General features: G+C 69.2%; 16 protein-coding genes. 5 read left to right on the forward strand and 11 right to left on the reverse strand.

What is annotated here, in order from left to right:
- Nucleotides 1-25: 25 nt before the first annotated feature.
- Entirely contained in the window at nt 26-1,006 is a 981-nt protein-coding gene (locus HL658_RS20565) for a lysylphosphatidylglycerol synthase transmembrane domain-containing protein (RefSeq protein ID WP_180284482.1), read from the forward strand.
- Here HL658_RS20565 and HL658_RS20570 read toward each other — a convergent pair.
- The gene (locus HL658_RS20570; RefSeq protein WP_180284483.1) at nt 997-2,607 is read right to left on the reverse strand and encodes a hypothetical protein; all 1,611 of its coding nucleotides are present in this window, start codon (nt 2,605-2,607) and stop codon (nt 997-999) included. The genes HL658_RS20565 and HL658_RS20570 overlap by 10 nt on opposite strands.
- A gap of 133 nt (nt 2,608-2,740) precedes the next feature.
- Between HL658_RS20570 and HL658_RS20575 the strand changes: the two genes are divergently transcribed.
- From HL658_RS20575 to HL658_RS20585, 3 genes are all read left to right on the forward strand, one after another.
- Complete coding sequence (locus HL658_RS20575) at nt 2,741-3,004, forward strand: DUF2934 domain-containing protein (protein WP_180284484.1); 264 nt, start codon at nt 2,741-2,743, stop codon at nt 3,002-3,004.
- Nucleotides 3,005-3,117: 113 nt separating this feature from the next.
- The gene (gene ilvD / locus HL658_RS20580) at nt 3,118-4,983 is read left to right on the forward strand and encodes a dihydroxy-acid dehydratase (RefSeq protein WP_180284485.1); all 1,866 of its coding nucleotides are present in this window, start codon (nt 3,118-3,120) and stop codon (nt 4,981-4,983) included.
- 376 nt (nt 4,984-5,359) lie between these two features.
- Entirely contained in the window at nt 5,360-8,284 is a 2,925-nt protein-coding gene (locus HL658_RS20585; RefSeq protein WP_180284486.1) for an ATP-binding protein, read from the forward strand.
- A 310-nt stretch (nt 8,285-8,594) separates the two neighbouring features.
- Here the strand turns inward: HL658_RS20585 and HL658_RS20590 are convergent, their stop codons facing one another.
- The 10 genes from HL658_RS20590 to HL658_RS20635 form a co-directional block, all read right to left on the reverse strand.
- On the reverse strand, nt 8,595-9,872 hold the full coding sequence (locus HL658_RS20590; protein ID WP_343055230.1) for an ABC transporter substrate-binding protein: 1,278 nt from the start codon (nt 9,870-9,872) through the stop codon (nt 8,595-8,597).
- 198 nt (nt 9,873-10,070) lie between these two features.
- The gene (locus tag HL658_RS20595; RefSeq protein WP_180284487.1) at nt 10,071-11,048 is read right to left on the reverse strand and encodes a branched-chain amino acid ABC transporter permease; all 978 of its coding nucleotides are present in this window, start codon (nt 11,046-11,048) and stop codon (nt 10,071-10,073) included.
- Between the two features lie 3 nt (nt 11,049-11,051).
- Nucleotides 11,052-11,939, reverse strand: a complete 888-nt coding sequence (locus HL658_RS20600) for a branched-chain amino acid ABC transporter permease (RefSeq protein ID WP_180284488.1) — start codon at nt 11,937-11,939, stop codon at nt 11,052-11,054.
- A gap of 17 nt (nt 11,940-11,956) precedes the next feature.
- Nucleotides 11,957-12,664 (reverse strand): ABC transporter ATP-binding protein, encoded by a 708-nt coding sequence (locus HL658_RS20605; RefSeq protein ID WP_211109802.1) that lies wholly within the window; start codon nt 12,662-12,664, stop codon nt 11,957-11,959.
- Nucleotides 12,657-13,409 (reverse strand): ABC transporter ATP-binding protein, encoded by a 753-nt coding sequence (locus HL658_RS20610; RefSeq protein WP_180284489.1) that lies wholly within the window; start codon nt 13,407-13,409, stop codon nt 12,657-12,659. Before HL658_RS20610 ends, HL658_RS20605 begins: the two co-directional genes overlap by 8 nt.
- Before the next feature lie 21 nt (nt 13,410-13,430).
- The gene (locus HL658_RS20615; RefSeq protein ID WP_180284490.1) at nt 13,431-14,426 is read right to left on the reverse strand and encodes an MDR family oxidoreductase; all 996 of its coding nucleotides are present in this window, start codon (nt 14,424-14,426) and stop codon (nt 13,431-13,433) included.
- Between the two features lie 49 nt (nt 14,427-14,475).
- Nucleotides 14,476-15,402 carry a 3,5-dioxohexanoate:acetyl-CoA acetone transferase gene (kce, locus tag HL658_RS20620; RefSeq protein ID WP_180284491.1) on the reverse strand — a complete coding sequence of 309 codons (927 nt, stop codon included), beginning with the start codon at nt 15,400-15,402 and terminating at the stop codon, nt 14,476-14,478.
- A complete protein-coding gene (locus HL658_RS20625; protein WP_180284492.1) occupies nt 15,399-16,199 on the reverse strand; it encodes an enoyl-CoA hydratase/isomerase family protein in 801 nt (266 codons plus the stop codon). Before HL658_RS20625 ends, kce begins: the two co-directional genes overlap by 4 nt.
- A 2-nt stretch (nt 16,200-16,201) precedes the next feature.
- Nucleotides 16,202-17,449 carry a CaiB/BaiF CoA transferase family protein gene (locus HL658_RS20630; protein ID WP_180284493.1) on the reverse strand — a complete coding sequence of 416 codons (1,248 nt, stop codon included), beginning with the start codon at nt 17,447-17,449 and terminating at the stop codon, nt 16,202-16,204.
- Nucleotides 17,450-17,698: 249 nt separating this feature from the next.
- A complete protein-coding gene (locus HL658_RS20635; protein WP_180284494.1) occupies nt 17,699-18,604 on the reverse strand; it encodes a LysR family transcriptional regulator in 906 nt (301 codons plus the stop codon).
- 134 nt (nt 18,605-18,738) lie between these two features.
- Here HL658_RS20635 and HL658_RS20640 point away from each other — a divergent pair, with 134 nt between their 5' ends.
- On the forward strand, nt 18,739-19,572 hold the full coding sequence (locus HL658_RS20640) for an oxidoreductase (protein WP_180284495.1): 834 nt from the start codon (nt 18,739-18,741) through the stop codon (nt 19,570-19,572).
- The last annotated feature ends 98 nt before the right edge of the window (nt 19,573-19,670 follow it).

A 19,670-nucleotide genomic window follows, 5' to 3' on the forward strand; every position in this document is an offset into this window, starting at 1 on the left:
GTCGCACCATGCTAAGCAGCCGTCCATGACCGTCCCGGATGCCAGCGCAGCCCTGCCCGAAGCCCCGCCCCGCACCTGGCGCGGACGGTTGGCACTGGCCGCCAAGCTGGCGGTGACGGTGGGCGTGCTGGTGCTGCTGGCCGTCCGCGCGGACTGGAGCGGGGTGGCGGCACGATTCGCTGATCTCTCGCCCGGCTGGCTCGCGCTTGGTGTGTTGCTGAAGGCGGCCGGCATCCTCTTCGCGGGGGAGCGTTGGCGGTGGGCGGCGGCGTCCTGTGGCGCGGTGATCAGCTCGTGGACCGCGCTGCGTCTGATGCTGGCCGGGCTGTTCCTTGGGCAGATGCTGCCCGGCGCGCTGGGTGGTGACGTGGCGCGGGGCTGGCTGACCTACCGCGCCGGCTGCCCGGCCGCGTCGGTGGTGACGGCAATGATCCTCGACCGGCTGCTGGCGCTGGTGGGGGTGGTCGTTATCATGTTCGTCGGCCTGCCGCACCTTGTCACGGCTTCGCCGCCGTCGGTCGCCTGGGCACCGCCGCTGGCGACGTTGGCGCTCGCCGTCGGTGTGGCGGTCGGGCTGCAGATCGACCGGGTTCCGTTGCCGGCCGTGCTTCTGCGCCCACCGGTCACCGCCCTGCTGGATCAGGTCGGCCGCCTGCGCAACGCTCTGTTCACGCGGGCGGCGCTGGTCAGCGGGTTCCACGCCGCCGGCGTCCACATCACCACCATCGCCGCGGTCGTCGCCTTCGCCCGCGCGCTTGACCTGCCGGTGTCGCCGATGGACGCGCTGTCCGTGGTTCCGGTGGCGATCTTCGCGGCGGCCCTGCCGATCTCGCTGAACGGCTGGGGCGTGCGCGAAGGCGCCATGGCCGCCGGCCTCGCCCTGTTCGGCATCGGCTCGGCGGAGGCGGTGGTCCTGTCACTGCTGATCGGCGTGTCGGTCACGCTGCTGACCCTTCCCGGCGGCCTCCTCTGGCTCACCCTCAAGGCCGAAGCTCCTCAGCGCTGACAGAAGGGGAACCCCTCCACCTGCTTCATGTAGACGGGGATCCACTCGCAATGCGGTCTCGGGTCGCCGCGGCGCAGTTCGAAGACGACCGGCCACACATGGGCGAGCGCCACGTAGAGCGCCATGCCGCCAAACAGCCACCGCCGCGACCGGACACCGTCCAGGATGCCGCGGAACCGCACCAGCACCAGCGCCGCGGCCAGCACCGCCAGCGGATCGGTGTAGATGGCGTAGGCGCGCTGGAAGCCGCGCAGCGAGAACAGCGTCTCCAACCCCCAGGCGGCACCGAGCAGAAGCGCCACCCGCAGCGGCATCAGCCGGTCGCCGCGGCGCCACGCCACCAAGGCCCCGGCGATGGCGAACCATTCCACAATCAACGTCTGTGGAATCCGATCGGGGTGAAGCACCACCGTGCGGATGGCGAAGGTCCGCCACAGCCCCTCCAGCAGCAGCCCGACCAGCGACCCGCTGAGCACCTGCCCCTCCGCCTGCAGTTCGCCGGGATGGCGCCAGGTGGTGAAGACGAACATGTGCTCGATGAAGTTGGCGACGGCGATGGCGTTCTGTTCGTGCCAGCGGATCAGCAACGACAGCAGCCCGACCGCGGCCCCGAGGGCGACGGCGGCCAGCGCCTGGGCGGCCCAGGCCGGGCGCAGCCGCCACACCGCGGCGTGCGCCAGAACCCCCAGCACCACCCAGCCGGCGATGATCCCCTGATAGACGCCGGACAGTCCGCCGCCAACCGGCCGGTACGGGTAGAGCGCCCGTCCCGAGCCCTCGATGCCGAACCGCAGAAGCTCCACCGCCGGGACCAGCGCCGCGGCGGCCAGCAGCGCCAGCAGCGCCGCCCGCCCCCAGCCGCCCGGGGCCGGCTCCCGCCAGGAGCGCCCGAAGACGACCGTGATGGCCGGCGTCGCCAACAATGGGAAGATCGCCTGCACCTTGCTGGCCATGGCCAGCGACGCGCAGCCGCCGGCCAGCGTCAACAGCCCCAGCGGCCCGGCTCCCGGCCGCCGTCGCACCGCCAGGATGGCCAGCAGCAGCGCCAGCCCTGCGAAAATGCCCGACAGCAGATCGGTGCGCATTTGCCGGGCCTGCGTCATCACCCCCATGGCGAAGGCGACCGCCAGCCCCGACAGGAAGCCGATCAGCCTGTCTTCCAGGATGAAGCGCGCCAGCGTCGCCACCACCATGACAAATCCGGCGCACAGCAGGATCGACAGCCCGCGCCCGGCCTGAACGAGCTGTTGCCATGCCGCGTCGTACGCGACGGCATCGGCCAGCGGCGGCAGATCGGACAGCCGCGCCACCTCCAACAGCCCGAGCGCGTGCAGCAGCCGGTACCAACCGGCGACGACCAGGAAATAGAGATAGCCGGGGTGGTCGAAATACTCCTGAGGCAGCCCGTCGTTCAGCAGCAGCCCATGGTAGGCCAGCACCAGATCCTGGTCGGCGTTCCGCCAATAGGGCAGCCGGAATCCCAGCGCCAAGCAGGAGGCGGCGAGCACCACCCCCAGCAACAGGCACAGCGCCCACCACGGCAGCCTCCCGAGGTCGAGACGTCGGGGCACGGCGGTGTCGGCGCGGTCGGCGGCGGTCATCGGGCGGGGGCTCGGCGTTGCGGGTGGCGTCCAGGCCGCCTTGTGGCACGAAACCGCTGGCCCTGTGAACCGAAACGGGCGCCGGCGTCCGCGGTTGTAACGGCAGACGCCCAAGGAGACCGGAGACACCGCCATGCCCGACGACCGCACCGACCGCATCCGTCAACGCGCCCACGAGATCTGGGAGCGCGAGGGCCGCGCCGACGGCCGCGACGCCGAACACTGGTCCCGCGCCGAAGCGGAGATCGCGGCGGAGGAGGCCAACGGCGGCCCCAGCGAACTCGCCGCACCGGCCGCCGCCTGTTCGGTCGAGGCCGGCCCCGTGCAGGACAGCCGCCGCCGGACACGCGCGGCTCCGAAAGCCCGTCGGAAGGACGCGACCCCACCGCCCGGCTGAGCCGGCAACCCAGCCATCCCTCGTCACGACGCGTGGGGGCTGGCTTCGTTGCGTTGGGATTGCTAAGTTGACGCGCCTATTCGCGCCATTTTCTTTCCACTTGAGGTCGTCCCATGCCGCACTACCGTTCCCGCACCTCCACCCACGGCCGCAACATGGCGGGCGCGCGCGGCCTGTGGCGCGCCACGGGCATGAAGGACGGCGACTTCGGCAAGCCGATCATCGCGATCGCCAACTCCTTCACCCAGTTCGTCCCCGGCCACGTCCACCTGAAGGACCTGGGCCAGCTCGTCGCGCGCGAGATCGAGAAGGCCGGCGGCGTGGCAAAGGAGTTCAACACCATCGCCGTGGACGACGGCATCGCCATGGGCCACGACGGCATGCTCTACAGCCTGCCGTCCCGCGAGCTGATCGCCGACGCGGTGGAGTACATGGCGAACGCCCATTGCGCCGACGCGCTGGTGTGCATCTCCAACTGCGACAAGATCACGCCGGGCATGCTGATGGCCGCCATGCGCCTCAACATTCCCGCCGTCTTCGTCTCCGGCGGACCGATGGAGGCCGGCAAGGTGAACTGGCGCGGCAAGACCAAGGCCGTTGACCTGATCGACGCGATGGTCGCCGCCGCCGATCCCACCGTCTCGGACGAGGAGGCGGAGAGCATGGAGCGCAGCGCCTGCCCGACCTGCGGCTCCTGCTCCGGCATGTTCACCGCCAATTCGATGAATTGCCTGACCGAGGCGCTGGGTCTGTCACTGCCGGGCAACGGCACCATCGTCGCCACCCACGCCGACCGCGAGGAGCTGTTCCGCGCCGCCGGCCGCGTGGCGGTCGAGCTGTGCCGCCGCTGGTACCAGGAGGAGGACGGAACCGCCCTGCCCCGCGGCATCGCCACCAAGGCGGCCTTCGAGAACGCGATGACGCTGGACATCGCCATGGGCGGTTCCACCAACACCGTCCTGCACATCCTCGCCGCCGCGCAGGAAGGCGAGGTGGATTTCACCATGGCCGACATCGACGCGCTGTCGCGCCGCGTGCCGGTGCTGTGCAAGGTCGCCCCCGCGGTGTCGAACGTCCACATCGAGGATGTGCACCGCGCCGGCGGCATCATGGGCATCCTGGGCGAGCTGGACCGCGCCGGCCTGCTGAACAGCGACTGCGCCACCGTGCACGCCCCCACCCTGGCCGCGGCTCTGGAGCGCTGGGACATCCGCCGCACAGCCGACGAAGGCGCGCACACCATGTTCCGCGCCGCACCCGGTGGCATTCCCACCATCGTGCCCTTCAGCCAGTCCAAGCGTTGGCCGGAGCTGGACACCGACCGCGCGGCGGGCGTGATCCGTGACGCGCAGCACCCGTTCAGCAAGGATGGCGGACTGGCTGTGCTGTTCGGCAACATCGCGGAGAACGGTTGCATCGTGAAGACCGCGGGTGTGGACGAATCGATCCTCGTTTTCTCCGGTCCGGCCCGCGTGTTCGAAAGCCAGGACGCCGCGGTGGAGGCGATCCTGGGCGACCGCATCCAGGCGGGCGACGTGGTGCTGATCCGCTACGAAGGCCCCAAGGGCGGCCCCGGCATGCAGGAGATGCTCTACCCGACCAGCTACCTGAAGTCCAAGGGGCTCGGTAAGGCCTGTGCCCTGGTCACGGACGGCCGCTTCTCCGGTGGCACCTCCGGCCTGTCGATCGGCCATTGCTCACCGGAGGCGGCGGCCGGTGGTTCCATCGGGCTGGTCCAGGAAGGCGACCGGATCGAGATCGACATCCCCGGTCGTTCGATCCGTCTTGCCGTGTCCGATGACGAGCTGGCCCGCCGTCGGGAGGCGATGAACGCGCTGGGTGCGGCCGGCTGGAAGCCGTCGGGACGCAACCGTAACGTGTCTCCCGCCCTACGGGCGTATGCGGCCCTGACCACCAGCGCCGATCGTGGCGCGGTGCGGGATGTGTCGCAGGTCGAGGGCATCGCGATCCGGCGTTGACGTTACGTACACCGTGTATGCATCGGACCTATCGCCTTGTATGTTCACACATATCTACGTTGCGGCCGACGAGCAATCGTCGGCCGCAGGCGTTTAGAACGAACAAATTCCATAGGCGTATCAACAATAAGAGTCCGAAAATCCGGCTGAACGCATACCATGGTATGCAGCTAGCGCGCGAATTTGCCAAGATTTTCGAGAGATTGTTTTTCAAGCCTGTACAACCGGTCGAATGCATGCGCTAATATGCAGGTATGTCGTCGGGGGTGCTGCCGACGGCGGGCAGGATGCTTCGAACCACCCAACCTCTGGTTCAGCCGCTTGTACCCGACGTCGCTGGAACGGGTTCCCATCTCCCGACGGCGGGAGCCGATTCATGCCGCCGCACGCGGACGCCACGTCAGCCAGCCGGAAGACCGCGGCCGAGCGCAAGCTCGTCACCGTGCTGTTCGCCGACATCGTGGCGTCGTCGGCGCTTGTGTCGGAGCGTGATCCGGAAGAGGCGGACGAGATCCTGCGCTCCGTGATTCAGGTGATGACGGCCTCGGTCGTGCGCTACCAAGGGATGGTGGCGCAGGAGCTGGGCGACGGCATCATGGCGATGTTCGGGGCACCGGCCGCGCAAGAGGACCACGCACTGCGCGCCTGCCTCGCGGCGCAGGACATGCTGCGCGCCGCGCGGGTGGCCGATGGTGGGGCGGATGGTGGCGCTGCGGCCTGCTCGATCCGCGTGGGGATCGCCTCGGGCGAGGTGGTGACGCAGACGGTCGAGAACGCCGCCCGCCACGACCAGCGCGCCGTCGGCGAAAGCGTGCATCTGGCCGCCAAGCTCCAGCAACGCGCCGATCCCGATTCGGTCCTGATCTCGGCGGATACGGCGGCACTGGCGGGTGCAGGGCTGAGCAGCCGCGAGGTCGGGTCGCTGCGGCTGGCCGCGGCGGCGCGGCCGGTCGCCTATCATGAATTGGTGGAAGCGCGCTCGGAGCGCCGCTCGGCGTTGGATATCCTGTCGGGCGCTCCGTCGCGCTTCGTGGGTCGCCACGCCGAACTGGCCACTCTGACGCATGCGTGGCGCGAAGCCGCGGCCGGCAGCGGTCGGGTGGTCGTGCTCCGCGGCGAGGCCGGCATCGGAAAATCGCGGCTGGCCGGCGAGTTCCTGGACCGCCATGCGCTGGAGCCGGCGTCCATCGTGCAGTGGCCGCAGGCGCCGATCCGCCGGCTGGGCGAGCCGGACGGGCTGGAGGCGGCAGCGGCCACCCTGCTGGCGCTCGCCGGCCGCCGCCACGCCGAGGGTGCGGCGGAGCGGGTGGCGGAGGCGGCGGCGCGCGGGGCCGGGGCACTGGCCGGGTGCGCCATTCGCGACCTGCTGGGCCTGCCGGTGTCCGACGGGCTGTGGAAGGGTCTGGACCCGGCACAGCGACTGACCTTCGGGATCGAGGGGGTTGCGGGCGCGCTTCGGGACATGGCGCGGCTCTGCCCCATCATCCTCCTGGTGGAGGACACGCATTGGGCCAGCGGCGTGATGGCACGCCTGCTCGACCATCTGGCGTCGGTGGTGGCGGGATCGCGCGTTCTCCTGCTGGTGACGCGGCGGCCCGGCGACGGGGGGTGGGAAGCGCCGGCCGAGGCTCGCGTGGTTTCCATGGACGCGCTCGGCACCGCGCAGATCTCCGAGTTCCTGGACCATTGGCTTGGTCGCGACCGGTCGCTGGAGCCGCTGAAGGCGCGGGTGTCGCGGCAAAGCCAGGGGGTGCCGCTCTATCTCGAGGAATCGCTGCGTGCGTTGGAGACGGGCGGGGCGATCGAAGGCGCACCGGGGGCTTACCGGGTCCTGGACGCCGATCGCGTGGTCAATCTGCCGCCGACCATCCATGGCCTGATCGCCTCGCGCATCGACACGCTGGCGGAGGAGCCGAGGCGAACATTGCTGCACGCCGCGGTGATCGGTGCGACCTTCGACGCGGGCCTGCTGACCGCCGTCGCCCCGGTGGGCGAAGCGCAGCTTCCGTCCCTGCTGGCGCGTTTGGAAGCCGCCGGTTTCCTGGAGCGGGCGCGGGTCCTGCCCAACCTGGAATACCGTTTCCGCCACGCGCTGATGCAGGAGGTCGCCTGCAACACCCTGACGCGGCGCGAACGTCGTGGCCTGCATGAGCGCATTCTGCGCGCCCTGCGCCGGCGCAGCGACCGCGATCTGCCCGGCCGCACGGAGCTCCTCGCCCACCACGCCTATCAGGCGGAAAACTGGGATCTGGCCTACGCCTACGGCCGCGCCGCCGGACGGCGCGCCGAGGCACGCTCACGGCTCGTCGAAGCGACGCGGCTCTATGAGAACGGCCTGTCGGCCATCGAGAAGCTGGCCGAGACCCGGCGCAACCTGCAGCGGCGCGTCGATCTGGGCATCGCGCTTCCCCGCATCTATCTGCCGCGCGGCATCTCGGACGCGGACACGCACCTGTCGCGAGCAGCGGGCTTGGCCCGGCAGTTGAGCGATTCCGTGCGCCATGCCCGCGCCGCCTCCATGATGGCGTCGTTCCGTTGGGCGCATGGCGCCCTGGACGAGGCGGTGCACCTGTGCCGGGAGGGGCTTCGGTCGCTGGGCGGGTCCGGGGAGAACGAGATCCGAATCCAGCTGCTCGTGCGGCTCTGCGGGTCGTTGGCGGAAATGGGAGCTTTCGACGAGGCCCTGGCCATCGCGCGCACGGTGGAGTCGATCACCGACGTCGAGAATCCGGCCACCCATGGAATGACCGCCAGCCCGAATGTCGGGGCCATGAGCCTGCGGGCACGGATTTGCGCCGAGATGGGGATGCGCGACGAGGCGATCCGGTCCGGCGCGACGGCCGTCGACCGCGCCGTCGCATCGGGCCATGCCTTCACCCAGATCTTCGCGCAGGTCCATCTCGGTTGGTCCCTGTCGATCCTCGGCCATCACGACCGCTGCATCCCCGCATTCGACGCGGCACTCACCCTGTCCGACGCCATTCGCTCGCGTCTTTGGGTCCCGCTGGTGCAGTCGGGATTGGGCCATGCCCACGCCGTTCTCGGCAATCTCGCCCAGGCGGTCGAGCTGACCGAGCGCGGTTTCGAGACCTATCGCGCGAACAAGTTCCATCCGCGGATCAACGCCCCGCAGATGGAACTCTGGCGGACCGAGACCCTGATGCTCGCCGGCCGGACGTCCGAGGCCCGCAACTGCGTCGCGTCCGCCCTGTCGGCGGCCCGTCAAACCCGGCAATCGGCGCACGAGCAACGCGCCCTCCGGCTGGCCGAACGGCTGGCCAGGGAAAGCCTGCCGGCCTGACCGCCGCGGTTCCCCGCAGCACCCCGCCCTGCCCCCGCTCCACGGCGGGGTGGAGGGGGTCGAGCGGCTGGCGTTGCCGCCGGCGCGGGCGGGGCTGGTCTTCCGCACGCCGTTGCACCTGCGCCGCGAGGGCACCAGCGTCGCCGTGGGGCCGGGGCGTTACGAGCGGGTCGCCGGACAGGGGGCGGCACCGACGGATGACCGCACCACACCGGATACCGTGCACGCCGGTGTGATCGGCCTATCCGCAGGTGCGAGGACGAAGCCGCACAGGATCGGACCCATCGGTCGGGATCCGCGAATCCTGGTATCAATTCTTTACGAGCGGGCACCTGGACGTGGAAAGCGGCTGGAAAGCCTCCTCGGCCGGAATGGTGTTGATCAGTCTGTAATAGTCCCATGGGCCTTTCGAGTCGCTCGGTTGCTTGACCTCGAACAGATGCATGTCATGCACCATGCGGCCATCCTTGCGGATGTAGCCGTTCTTGAAGAAGACGTCATTGACCGGGATTTCCCGCATCTTCCGCATCACCGCGTCCGTCTCGTCCGTACCCGCCGCCTGCACGGCCCTGAGATAGTGGCGCACCGAGGAATAGACGCCGGCCTGCAGCATGTTCGGCATGGCCTTGACGCGCTGGAAGAAGCGTTGCGACCACGCGCGTGTCTCATCGTTCATGTCCCAGTAGACGGCCTCGGTGATGATCAGCCCACGTGCCCCCAGCAGCCCGAGACCATGGACGTCGTTGATCATGCCCGCCAGCGCGGCAAGCCTTTGCCCCCCGTCCGTAAGGCCGAATTCGGTGGCCTGCTTGATGGCGTTCATGGTGTCGCCACCCGCATTCGCCAACGCCACGACCTTGGCCTTCGATGCCTGCACCTGGAGCAGGGCCGACGCGAAATCGTTGGTCCCCACCGGGTGCCGGATGGAGCCCAGCACCTTGCCGCCGCTGGCCGTCACGAAATCGCCGGCATCCTTCTCCAGGCTGTGTCCGAACGCGTAATCGGCCGTGACGAAGTACCAGGAGTCCAACCCCTGCTTCACCAGCGTGTTGCCGGTTCCGTGGGCGACGGCGTAGGAATCATAGGCCCAGTGGGCGACATAGGGGCCGCAGGCTTCGTTGGTGATGCGCATCGAGCCCGGCGAACTCAAGGTGAGGATCTTCTTTTTCGCCTTGGCGATCTCGAGGACGGCCAGCGCCGGCGAGGACGTCGCGACGTCGAGGATGGCGTCGACCTTGTCCTCGTCGAACCATTTCCGGGCGGTCGCGGCACCGATGTCTGCTTTGTTCTGGTGGTCGGCGTGAAGAAGCTCGACCGGGAGCCCCAGCACCTTGCCACCGAATTCCTCGATCGCCATGGCCGCAGCCGTGACCGCACCCTGCCCGGTGATGCTGGCGAAGACACCGGACATGTCCTCGATCACGCCCACCCGCACGACACCGTCGGACACCGCCGCCGGTTGGGCGTGGGCTTGGGGTGCCGACATCCACAGGCACAGCGCTGCCGCCGACAGCGCGCCGACATGGTTTCTCATGACGTTCCTCCGTTTTCTGTTTCTAGGCGCCCGCGGCAGGGCCGCCACGCGCACGTGTGTGGTGTTTGAAGCTGATCCGGTGAGTGCGCTGAATGAGATGAGCTCTTACAATCGGTATGATCAGCACTGTGGCGGACGGTCGGCATTGTCCGCAATGTGCGGAACACACACGAATTGTCCACCGATGTGTATGGCTGGCCCAAAGCCGACCCGCCGTTCTGCGGTGACGGACCGCGGGTGGCCGCAAGGCGGCTACGCCCGTCGCTTCAGGATGCCGGCGATCTCGCCGACGATGCCTTTGCGGAAGAGAAGGACGCAGAAGACGAAGATCGCGCCGATCACCACCGGAACCGGCAGCGACGTTTCGGCAAGGTAGCTCTCCAGCGCGACCACCAGCGCCGCTCCCACCACCGGCCCCAGCAGCGTGCCCATGCCGCCGAGAAGCGTCATCAGCACCACCTCGCCCGACATCTGCCACGTCACGTCGGTCAAGGTTGCGAGTTGGAAGACCAGCGCCTTGACGCTGCCGGCAAGCCCGGCCAGCGACGCCGACAGCACGAAGGCCAGCAGCTTGTAGCGCTCGGTCCGGTAGCCGAGCGAGACCGCGCGCGGCTCGTTCTCGCGGATCGCTTTGAGGACCTGGCCAAAGGGCGAGTGCACCGCGCGCCGGATCACCAGGAAGCCGGACAGGAACAGCGCCAGCACGGCGTAGTACATCGCCAGCGGGTCGGTCAGGTCGACCAGCCCGAAGAGCCGTCCCCGCGGCACACCCTGGATGCCGTCCTCGCCCCCGGTGAAGGGGAGTTGGAGCGCCAGGAAGAACACCATCTGGCTAAGCGCCAGGGTGATCATGGCGAAGTAGATGCCCTGCCGGCGGATCGCCAGGGCGCCGAAGACCAGCCCCAGCAGCGTCGCGGTGCCCACCCCCGCGAGGATCGCGAATTCGGGCGGCAGCGCCCACACCTTGGCCGCGTGCGCCGTGACGTAGGCCGCCCCGCCGAAGAACGCGGCATGGCCGAAACTCATCAGGCCGGCGAAGCCGATCAAAAGGTTGAAGGCGCAAGCGAACAGCGCGAAGCACAACACCTTCATCAGGAACACGGGATAGAGGGCGAAGGGCGCCAGCACCGCCAGCAGCAGGGCCGCCGCCCACAGGACAGCGCCCGGGATGACGGCGGGGGTCGGCGTGCCCAGGCCGCTGCGGCCATGGACGGTCGATTGGGTGGACATTGACTATCTCTCCCGCCCGAACAGGCCGGCGGGCTTGATCACCAGCACCACCGCCATGATGACGAACACAACGATGTTGGCCGCTTCCGGATAGAGCAGCTTGGTCAGCCCTTCCAGCAGCCCGAGCGACAATCCCGTCACGATGGCGCCGAGGATCGAGCCCATGCCGCCGATGACGACGACGGCGAACACCACGATGATCAGGTTGGAGCCCATCAGGGGATTGACCTGGTAGATCGGTGCGGCCAGCACCCCGGCCAGCCCCGCCAGCGCCACCCCGAAGCCGTAGGTGAGCGAGACCATCACCGGCACGTTGATCCCGAACGCCTGCACCAGCACGGGGTTCTCCGTGGCGGCGCGCAGGTACGCGCCGAGCCGCGTCCGCTCGATCGCGAACCAGGTCCCCAGGCAGACCATCGCCGAGAACACGACAACCCAGCCGCGGTAGACCGGCAGGACCATGAAGCCCAGGTTGCTGCCACCCCTCAGCAACTCCGGCGTCGGGTAGGGTTGTCCGGAGACGCCGAACTGGTGACGGAACGCCCCCTCGAAGATCAGGGCCAGTCCGAAGGTCAGCAGCAGACCGTAGAGATGATCGACCTTGTACAGCCGCCGCAGCATCGTGCGCTCCAGGACCAGCCCCAGGGCACCCACCGCGAGCGGTGCCAGCACCAACGCCCACCAGTATCCGATACCGGCATGCGCCAGCAGCAGCCAGGCCACGAAGGCGCCGATCATGTAGAACGCGCCGTGCGCCATGTTGACGACGTTGAGCATGCCGAAGATGACGGCCAGACCAAGGCTGAGAAGCGCATAGAAGGAACCGTTGATCAGCCCGAGCAGGAGCTGACCGAACAGCGCCTGCGGTGGGATTCCGAGGAATTCGAACATTGCGGGTGGTCTCCCGCTCACACGCCGAGATAATCGTGGAGCTTGTCCATGCTGGCGTGGAGCCGGTGGTTGGGGATCATGTCCACGACGCGGCCCGCCTCCATGACGTAGTGGCGGTCGGCGATGGTGGCGGCGAAGCGGAAGTTCTGCTCCACCAGGACGATGGTGAAGCCGCGCTCCTTCAGCGCCCGCACCGCGACGCCGATCTGCTCGATGATGACCGGGGCGAGGCCCTCGGTCGGCTCGTCGAGCAGGATCAGGTCGGCACCGGTCCGAAGGACGCGGGCGATGGCCAGCATCTGCTGCTCGCCGCCCGAAAGCCGCGTGCCCTGGGTGGCACCGCGGCCCTTCAGGTTGGGGAACAGTGCGTGGATCTGCTCCACCGTCATGCCGCCGTCCCGGACGACCGGCGGCAGGGTGAGGTTCTCGTCGACGCTGAGCGAGGCGAAGATGCCGCGCTCCTCGGGCACATAGCCGATGCCGAGCCGCGGGATGCGGTGCGGCGCCATGCCGACCAGCTCCGCGCCGCGGAACCGGATGGCGCCGGTCCGCTTGGGCAGAATGCCCATGATGGCGCGCATGGTGGTGGTCTTGCCGGCGCCGTTGCGGCCCAGCAGGGTCACCACCTCGCCGCGCCGGACCTCCAGCGACACCCCGTGCAGGACATGACTTTCGCCGTAGAAGCCATGCAGGTCGGCGATCTCCAGCATCGCGGGCTCAGCCATGGCCGGCCCCCATGTAGGCCTCGCGGACCTCGGGGTCGCGCGACACCGTGTCGTAGGGCCCCTCCGCCAACACCTCGCCGCGGCGGAGCACCGTGATGGTGTCGGACAGATCGGCGACGACCGACAGGTTGTGTTCGACCATCAGCACCGTACGGCCGGCGGCGACCCGCCGGATCAGGGCGGCGGTGTGCCCGATGTCCTCGTGCCCCATGCCGGCGAGCGGCTCGTCGAGCAGCATCACTTCGGGATCGAGGGCGAGCGTGGTGGCGATCTCCAGCGCCCGCTTGCGGCCATAGGGAAGCTCCACGGCGGCGCGGTCGGCCCAGGCGGCGAGGTTCACCGCGTCGATCAGGTCGCGCGCCCGCTCGTGCAGCCCATGCAGGCTGGCTTCCGGCTTCCAGAAGTGGAAGCTCGTGCCCAGCGGGCGCTGGAGCGCCACGCGCACATTCTCCAGGACGCTGAGATGCGGAAAGACCGCCGAAATCTGGAAGGAGCGGACCAGCCCCATCCGCGCGACGTCGGCCGGTCTGGCCCGGGTGATGTCCCGGCCCTTGTAGAGGATCCGGCCGCGCGTCGGCGGCAGGAAGCGGGTGATCAGGTTGAACACCGTGCTCTTGCCGGCCCCATTGGGGCCGATCAGCGCGTGGATGGTGCCGCGGCGGACCTGGAGGTTCACCCCCTTCACCGCGGTGAAGCCCTTGAACTCCTTGGAGAGGTCGCGGGCTTCGAGAACGATTTCGGCCATCGGCTGCCGGCGCCCCGCGGGTCAGGCCGACAGGTCGAGGACGACCCGGCCGCGGATCCGCCCGGCCAGGATCCGCTCGGCCAGCTCCGGCAGGTCACCGAACGGATGGACCTCGTACATCGCCGCGAGATGCGCCGGGTCGAGGTCGCGGGCCAGCCGGTCCCAGGCCGCCGCCCGCCGCGACGCCGGCGCCATGACGGAATCGATGCCGAGCAGCGCCACGCTGCGCAGGATGTGCGGCAGGACGGTGCCCGGCAGGCCAGGCGAGCCGGCCAGCCCGCAGGCGGTGATGGCGCCACCCCAGACCATCTGGGCCAGGGCGTTCACCAGGGTCTGGCCGCCGACCGGGTCCACGCCGCCGGCCCAGCGCTCCTTCTGCAACGGGGGACCGTTCTCCAACAGCGCCGCACGGTCGATGAAGCCGGTGGCGCCAAGCCCGCGCAGGTAGTCGTGGGTCTCCGGCCGTCCCGTGGAGGCGGTCACCGCGTATCCCCGCTTCGCCAGCAGGGCCACCGCCACCGAACCGACGCCGCCCGCCGCTCCGGTGACCAGAACCTCCTTCCCACCCGGCTCGATGGCACCCCACCGCTCCAGCGCGTCGACGCACAGGGCGGCGGTGTAGCCGGCGGTACCGATGCCCATCACCTGCTCCAGGGAAAAAGCGTCGGGCAGACGCACCAGCCATTCCGGCCGGACGCGCTGGAAGCGCGCGTAGCCGCCCCACTGGGTTTCCGAAAGTCCCCAGCCGTTGACGACCACGCGGTCGCCGGTCCGCCAGTCGGGCGAGCGCGACTCCACCACGGTCCCGGCGAGGTCGATGCCGGCCACCATCGGCAGCTTGCGGGCGATCCTCCCCTTGCCGGTAACGGCGAGGCCGTCCTTGTAGTTGACGGTCGAATAGGCGACCTCGACCAGAACATCGTGGTCCGGCAGTTCGGACAGCGCGACCGGCTTGAAGGCACCCTTGGGCTTGCCGCCCTGGTCCTCGATGACGAACGCGGTGAAGGCGCTGGACATTGTGACTGAACCCTTTCAGCGGATGTGTCGACGGACGGATCCGGCGCGCTCAGAAGGCGACCTGGTCCCCGCCCTTCAGGGCCAGCATCGCCCGCGCCTCGGCGGGGGTGGCTACCCGGTGGCCGAGTTCCTCGACGATGCGGCGGATCTTGGCGACCTGCTCGGCGTTGTCGCGGGCTGGCTGGCGCGGCCCGATGTACAGGCTGTCCTCCAGCCCGACGCGCACGTTGCCGCCCATGATCGCGGCCTGGGTCGCGAACGGCATCTGGTGGCGGCCGGCGGCCAGCACCGACCAGAGGTAGCCAGTGCCGAACAGGCGGTCGGCCGTCCGCTTCATGACCATCAGGTTCTCGACGTCGGCGCCGATGCCGCCCAGCACCCCGAACACGAACTGCAGGAAGAGCGGCGGCTTGAACCAGCCCTCGTCCAGGCAATGGGCGAGGTTGTAGAGATGGCCGACGTCGTAGCACTCGTGCTCGAACTTCGTTCCGTGCCCCTCGCCGAGCAACCGGTGGATTTTCTCGATATCGGCGAAGGTGTTGCGGAAGATGAAGTCCCTGGTGCCGGTCAGGTAGGGCTCCTCCCAGGCGTGCTTCCACACCGTGTGCCGCCGGGCCAGCGGGTGCAGCGCGAAATTCATCGAGCCCATGTTGAGCGAGCACATCTCGGGCGACAGCAGCAACGGCGCCGCCAGACGCTCCTCCACCGACATGTCGAGGCCACCGCCGGTGGTGATGTTGAGCACCGCGTCGCAGCTCTGTTTGATGCGTGGCAGGAAGGCCCGGAACACCGCGGGATCGGGCGTCGGGCGGCCGTCCTGCGGATCGCGGGCGTGCAGGTGGAGGATCGCCGCTCCCGCCCCGGCCGCGGCGACCGCCTGCTCGGCGATCTGGTCCGGGGTGACCGGCAGGGCGTCGGACATGGTCGGCGTGTGGATGGCGCCGGTGACGGCACAGGTGATGATGACCGTGCTCATGACCGGTCCCCGGCGCCGCCTGCACGGCGCAGTGCGTGGAAGTCCGGCTTGCGCTTTTCGCCGAACGCGCGCAGCCCTTCGCGCGCGTCCGCGCTGGTGAAGGTGCGCTGGCCCAGCCGCGCCTCGGCGGCGAAGGCTTGCGCCCAGTCCAGGTGCCGCAGGTCGAGTGCCGCCTCCTTGATCGTCCGCAGCGCCTGCCCGCTGTTGGCGCGGAGGCGGGTGGCGATGCGCAGGGCTTCCGGCATCAGCGCGTCGGGCGGGACCACCCGGTTCACCACCCCGACCCGCTCCATGTGCGCGGCGTCGAACCGGTCGCCGGTCAACATGATCTCCATGGCGTGGGCATAGCCGATCTGGCGCACCAGGCGGACCAGCGTCCCGCCGGCGGGGACGAAACCCAGCCCCGGCTCCGGCAGAGCGAAGGACGCGGCCGTGGAGGCGATGCGGATGTCGGTGGCGAGCATGATCTCGAATCCGCCGCCCAGGCACAGGCCGTTGACCGCGGCGATGACCGGCTTGTGCAGGGGCTTTGCCTTGATGTGGGCGTCGTCCCATTCGGAGATGTCGAAGCGGTCGCTCGCCAGTGCCGGGATCGATTCGGTGAGGTCCGCGCCGACGCAGAAGGCGCGGTCGCCGGCACCGGTGAGGACGACGACCTCGACCGCATCGTCGCGTCCCACCGCGTTGAAGGCGTCGCCCAGGTCGCGGTACATGGCGAGCGTCAGCGCGTTGAGCTTCTCCGGGCGGTCGATCGTGACGGTGGCGATGCCGTCGTTCACGGACAGGGTGATGCCCATGGTCAGATGGCCTTCGCGTCGCGCAATGCCGCCACGCCGGCGGCGTCCAGACCGAGCAGCCGCTCCAGGACCAGGTCGGTGTGCTCGCCGAGCTTCGGCGCCATCCCGCGCGGGTTGCCCGGCGTGCGCGACAGCTTGATCGGCAGCCCGAACATGCCGACCTCGCCACCGGGATAGGCGACGCGCGCGATCATGTCGCGGGCGGCGATGTGCGGGTCGTTGACCACCTCGTCGATGGTCTTGATCCCGCACAGCGGCACGCGGTCGCCGGCCATCGTCTCCAGCTCGGCCTTCGTGTGTCCGGCGAACCAGCGTTCCAGCAGCGGCCGGACCCGCTCCTCGTACACAGCGGTGTCGAACCGCTTGTCCATCGTGTCGATGGCGGGATCCTCCGCCATGACGGGCTCGCCGAACATGGCGCAGGTCTCGCGCCAGAACTTGTCGGTGTAGCCGCCGAAGAAGACGTGCCCGTCCTTGCACGCGAACCGCCCGTAGGGCCGGACGAAGGGGTGGTCGCTGCCCAGCGGGCCCGCCACCTCGCCATCGACCGTGTAACGCACGACCGCGTTCTCGGTGAGCGCCAGGGTGGAGTCCTGCAGCGACACATCGACGAACTGCCCGCGGCCGGTGCGCTCGGCCTCGCGCAGGGCGCCCAGCACGCCGATGGTGGCGAACAGCGTGGCGGAGAGGTCGCCGATGATCGTGCCCACCCGCAGTGGCGGCTCGCCCGGCATGCCGTTCATCGACCACAGTCCGCCGGTGGCCTGGCCGCTGTTGTCGAAGCCGGGGCGCCGCGAGTAGGGACCGGTGGCGCCGAAGCCGCTGATCGCGGCGTAGACCAGGGCCGGATTCTCCCGCGCCAGCACCTCGTAGCCGAGCTGGAGCTTGTCCATGGTGCCGGGCCGGAAATTCTCGACCAGGATGTGGCTCTGCCGCACGAGCTGCTTGAGCAGGGCCTTTCCGGCCGCCGACTTCAGGTCGATGGTGAGGCCGTATTTGTTTCGGTTGTACTGGGCGAAGAAGGCGCTGAACCGGGTGTCGTCGGTGCCGACGAAGGGCGGAAAGGTGCGCGTGTAGTCGGCATCGTCCGGATGCTCGACCTTGAGCACGGTGGCACCGAGGTCCGCCAGCAGCATCGTACAGTACGGCCCGGCCACCACCCGCGTCACGTCGAGGACGACGACGCCCGCCAATGGCCCCGTTCCGGCCAGGCCGGGCAGGTCGGACGGGATGGTGCTGGTGGATTCCATGGGGGCACTCCTGGGTTCATGGGGTCGGATCGGCGCGTCCAGGCAAGGCGCGGGCGTGGCGCCGGCGCTGCGGAAACGCGGGATGGCTGTCGAAACAAGGGGCCGCCGGAGCGGCTGGCGCCGCGCGGCGGCTGGTGTCTGATGGGACGTTAGCGCCGGTGCCGCCGCAGCGACAATGTTTGAAAGCTATACAATCCCGTCATCTGTATGTGCGTTGACGCAGCGAATGAAGCGCGTGTCCGGCAAGGATCAACCGCCGGCGGCCTCGCGCAGGAATTCCACCAGGGCACGAACCGGCGCCGGCGTGCAGCGTTGCCGGGGGTAGTAGAGGTGCCAGCCCGGAAAGCCGGGGCAGAACGCCTCCAGCACCGGCACCAGCCGGCCCTGCTCGATCAGCGGGCGCATCCACCGCTCCGACCAGTAGGCGAAGGCGATCCCGACACCCTGCGCGGCGGCCTCCAGCGCCAGATCGCGGTGGGAGACGATCAGGGGGCCGTCGACCGCCACCGAGATCCACCGGCCATCCTGAAAGAACTCCCAATTGTAGAGCTTGCCGCTGCCGGGCTTGCGCCAGTTGATGCAGCGGTGGGCGTGCAGGTCGGCCGGTGTCTCCGGCCGGCCGTGGCGCGCCAGATAGACCGGCGACGCCACCGCGAGCTGGCGCAGTTCGCCACCGAGCCGGACCGCGATCATGTCCTTCTGCAGAAGCTCGCCCAGGGTGATGCCGGCGTCGAAGCCAGCGTCCACGATGTCGACCACCGCGTCGTCGATCGCCACCTCCAGCACGATGTCGGGATAGCGTTCCTGGAAGCGGCCGAGCAGCGGCTCCAGCAGCGCAGCCGACGCCGGACGCGGAAGGTGCAGGCGCACCGTCCCGGTCGGTGTGTCGCGGAAGGTGCCGACATCCTTCACCGCCGCCTCCATCTCCTCCATGGCCGGCCTGAAGCGCGCCAACAGGCGGGTACCGGCCTCGGTCAGCGACAGGCTGCGGGTTGTGCGGTTCAGCAGCCGCACGCCCAGCCGCTCCTCCAACTCGCGGATGGTCTGGCTGAGCGTGGAGGGGGAGATGCGAAGCTGGGCGGCGGCGCGCGCGAAGCTGCCGTGCTCGGCGATCATCGCGAAGGCGCGGAGATCCGCATATTCGTGGCCGCGCATTCTGCACCAGAATCCAATGAGCTTATTCCATTTATAGAGGATAGTTCAAAGGATCGGCGTCGCGCTACCATCCACGCCGCTCGGCCCGCGCGAACGCGGTGCTGCGAACATCGGCCAATCACAGGATCATCGAAATGAGCGGACGCAGGATCTTCCTGATCACCGGCGTGGGTTCCGGCTTCGGTCGGGCCTTCGCGGAGGCGGCGCTGGCCGCCGGCCATACGGTCGTCGGAACGGTGCGCAGCGACGACGCCCGCGCGGCCTTCGAGACCGCGGCTCCGGAACGCGCGAAGGGCATTGTTCTCGACGTGACGGACACAGCGGCGATAGCACCCGCGGTCGCGGCGGTCGAGCGGGACATCGGCCCCATCGACGTGCTGGTGAACAACGCCGGCTACGGCCACGAGGGCGTGCTGGAGGAATCGCCGCTGGACGAGATGCGGCGGCAGTTCGAGGTCAACGTCTTCGGCGCGGTGGCGATGATCCAGGCGGTGCTCCCCGGCATGCGCGGGCGGCGGCGCGGCCACATCGTCAACATCACGTCGATGGGCGGCTTCATCACGATGCCGGGCATCGCCTACTACTGCGGCAGCAAGTTCGCCCTGGAAGGGGTGTCCGAGGTGCTGGCCAAGGAGGTCGCCGGGCTCGGCATCAAGGTGACCGCCGTCGCGCCGGGGTCGTTCCGCACGGACTGGGCCGGACGGTCAATGGTGCGCTCGGATCGCAGCATCGCCGACTACGACGCCCTGTTCGACCCCATCCGCAAGGCACGGCAGGACAAGAACGGCCGCCAGGCCGGCGATCCGGCCAAGGCGGCGCAGGCGCTTCTGGCGATCGTGGAGGCGGAGAACCCGCCGGTGCACCTCCTTCTTGGCAGCGACGCCCTTGCCCTGGTGCGCCAGAAGATCGATGCGCTCACCGCCGAGATCGCCGCCTGGGAAGACCTCAGCCGCTCCACCGATTTCTGACGAATCGAGGGACGGTCCATTCGGTCAGGTTAAGGCGCCGCACGCACGCGGACAATGTTGGAAATCTATACAATCAGTACGCTTCTATGTATTGTTCC

The sequence above is a fragment of the Azospirillum oleiclasticum genome, assembly GCF_013423485.1.
Classification (GTDB): Bacteria; Pseudomonadota; Alphaproteobacteria; order Azospirillales; family Azospirillaceae; genus Azospirillum; species Azospirillum oleiclasticum.

Coding starts and splice junctions, on each gene's coding strand:
- HL658_RS20565 (WP_180284482.1), top strand. CDS start 26: ATGACCGTCCCGGATGCCAGCGCAGCCCTGCCCGAAGCCCCGCCCCGC.
- HL658_RS20570 (WP_180284483.1), bottom strand. CDS start 2,607: ATGACCGCCGCCGACCGCGCCGACACCGCCGTGCCCCGACGTCTCGAC.
- HL658_RS20575 (WP_180284484.1), top strand. CDS start 2,741: ATGCCCGACGACCGCACCGACCGCATCCGTCAACGCGCCCACGAGATC.
- ilvD (WP_180284485.1), top strand. CDS start 3,118: ATGCCGCACTACCGTTCCCGCACCTCCACCCACGGCCGCAACATGGCG.
- HL658_RS20585 (WP_180284486.1), top strand. CDS start 5,360: ATGCCGCCGCACGCGGACGCCACGTCAGCCAGCCGGAAGACCGCGGCC.
- HL658_RS20595 (WP_180284487.1), bottom strand. CDS start 11,048: ATGTCCACCCAATCGACCGTCCATGGCCGCAGCGGCCTGGGCACGCCG.
- HL658_RS20600 (WP_180284488.1), bottom strand. CDS start 11,939: ATGTTCGAATTCCTCGGAATCCCACCGCAGGCGCTGTTCGGTCAGCTC.
- HL658_RS20605 (WP_211109802.1), bottom strand. CDS start 12,664: ATGGCTGAGCCCGCGATGCTGGAGATCGCCGACCTGCATGGCTTCTAC.
- HL658_RS20610 (WP_180284489.1), bottom strand. CDS start 13,409: ATGGCCGAAATCGTTCTCGAAGCCCGCGACCTCTCCAAGGAGTTCAAG.
- HL658_RS20615 (WP_180284490.1), bottom strand. CDS start 14,426: ATGTCCAGCGCCTTCACCGCGTTCGTCATCGAGGACCAGGGCGGCAAG.
- kce (WP_180284491.1), bottom strand. CDS start 15,402: ATGAGCACGGTCATCATCACCTGTGCCGTCACCGGCGCCATCCACACG.
- HL658_RS20625 (WP_180284492.1), bottom strand. CDS start 16,199: ATGGGCATCACCCTGTCCGTGAACGACGGCATCGCCACCGTCACGATC.
- HL658_RS20630 (WP_180284493.1), bottom strand. CDS start 17,449: ATGGAATCCACCAGCACCATCCCGTCCGACCTGCCCGGCCTGGCCGGA.
- HL658_RS20635 (WP_180284494.1), bottom strand. CDS start 18,604: ATGCGCGGCCACGAATATGCGGATCTCCGCGCCTTCGCGATGATCGCC.
- HL658_RS20640 (WP_180284495.1), top strand. CDS start 18,739: ATGAGCGGACGCAGGATCTTCCTGATCACCGGCGTGGGTTCCGGCTTC.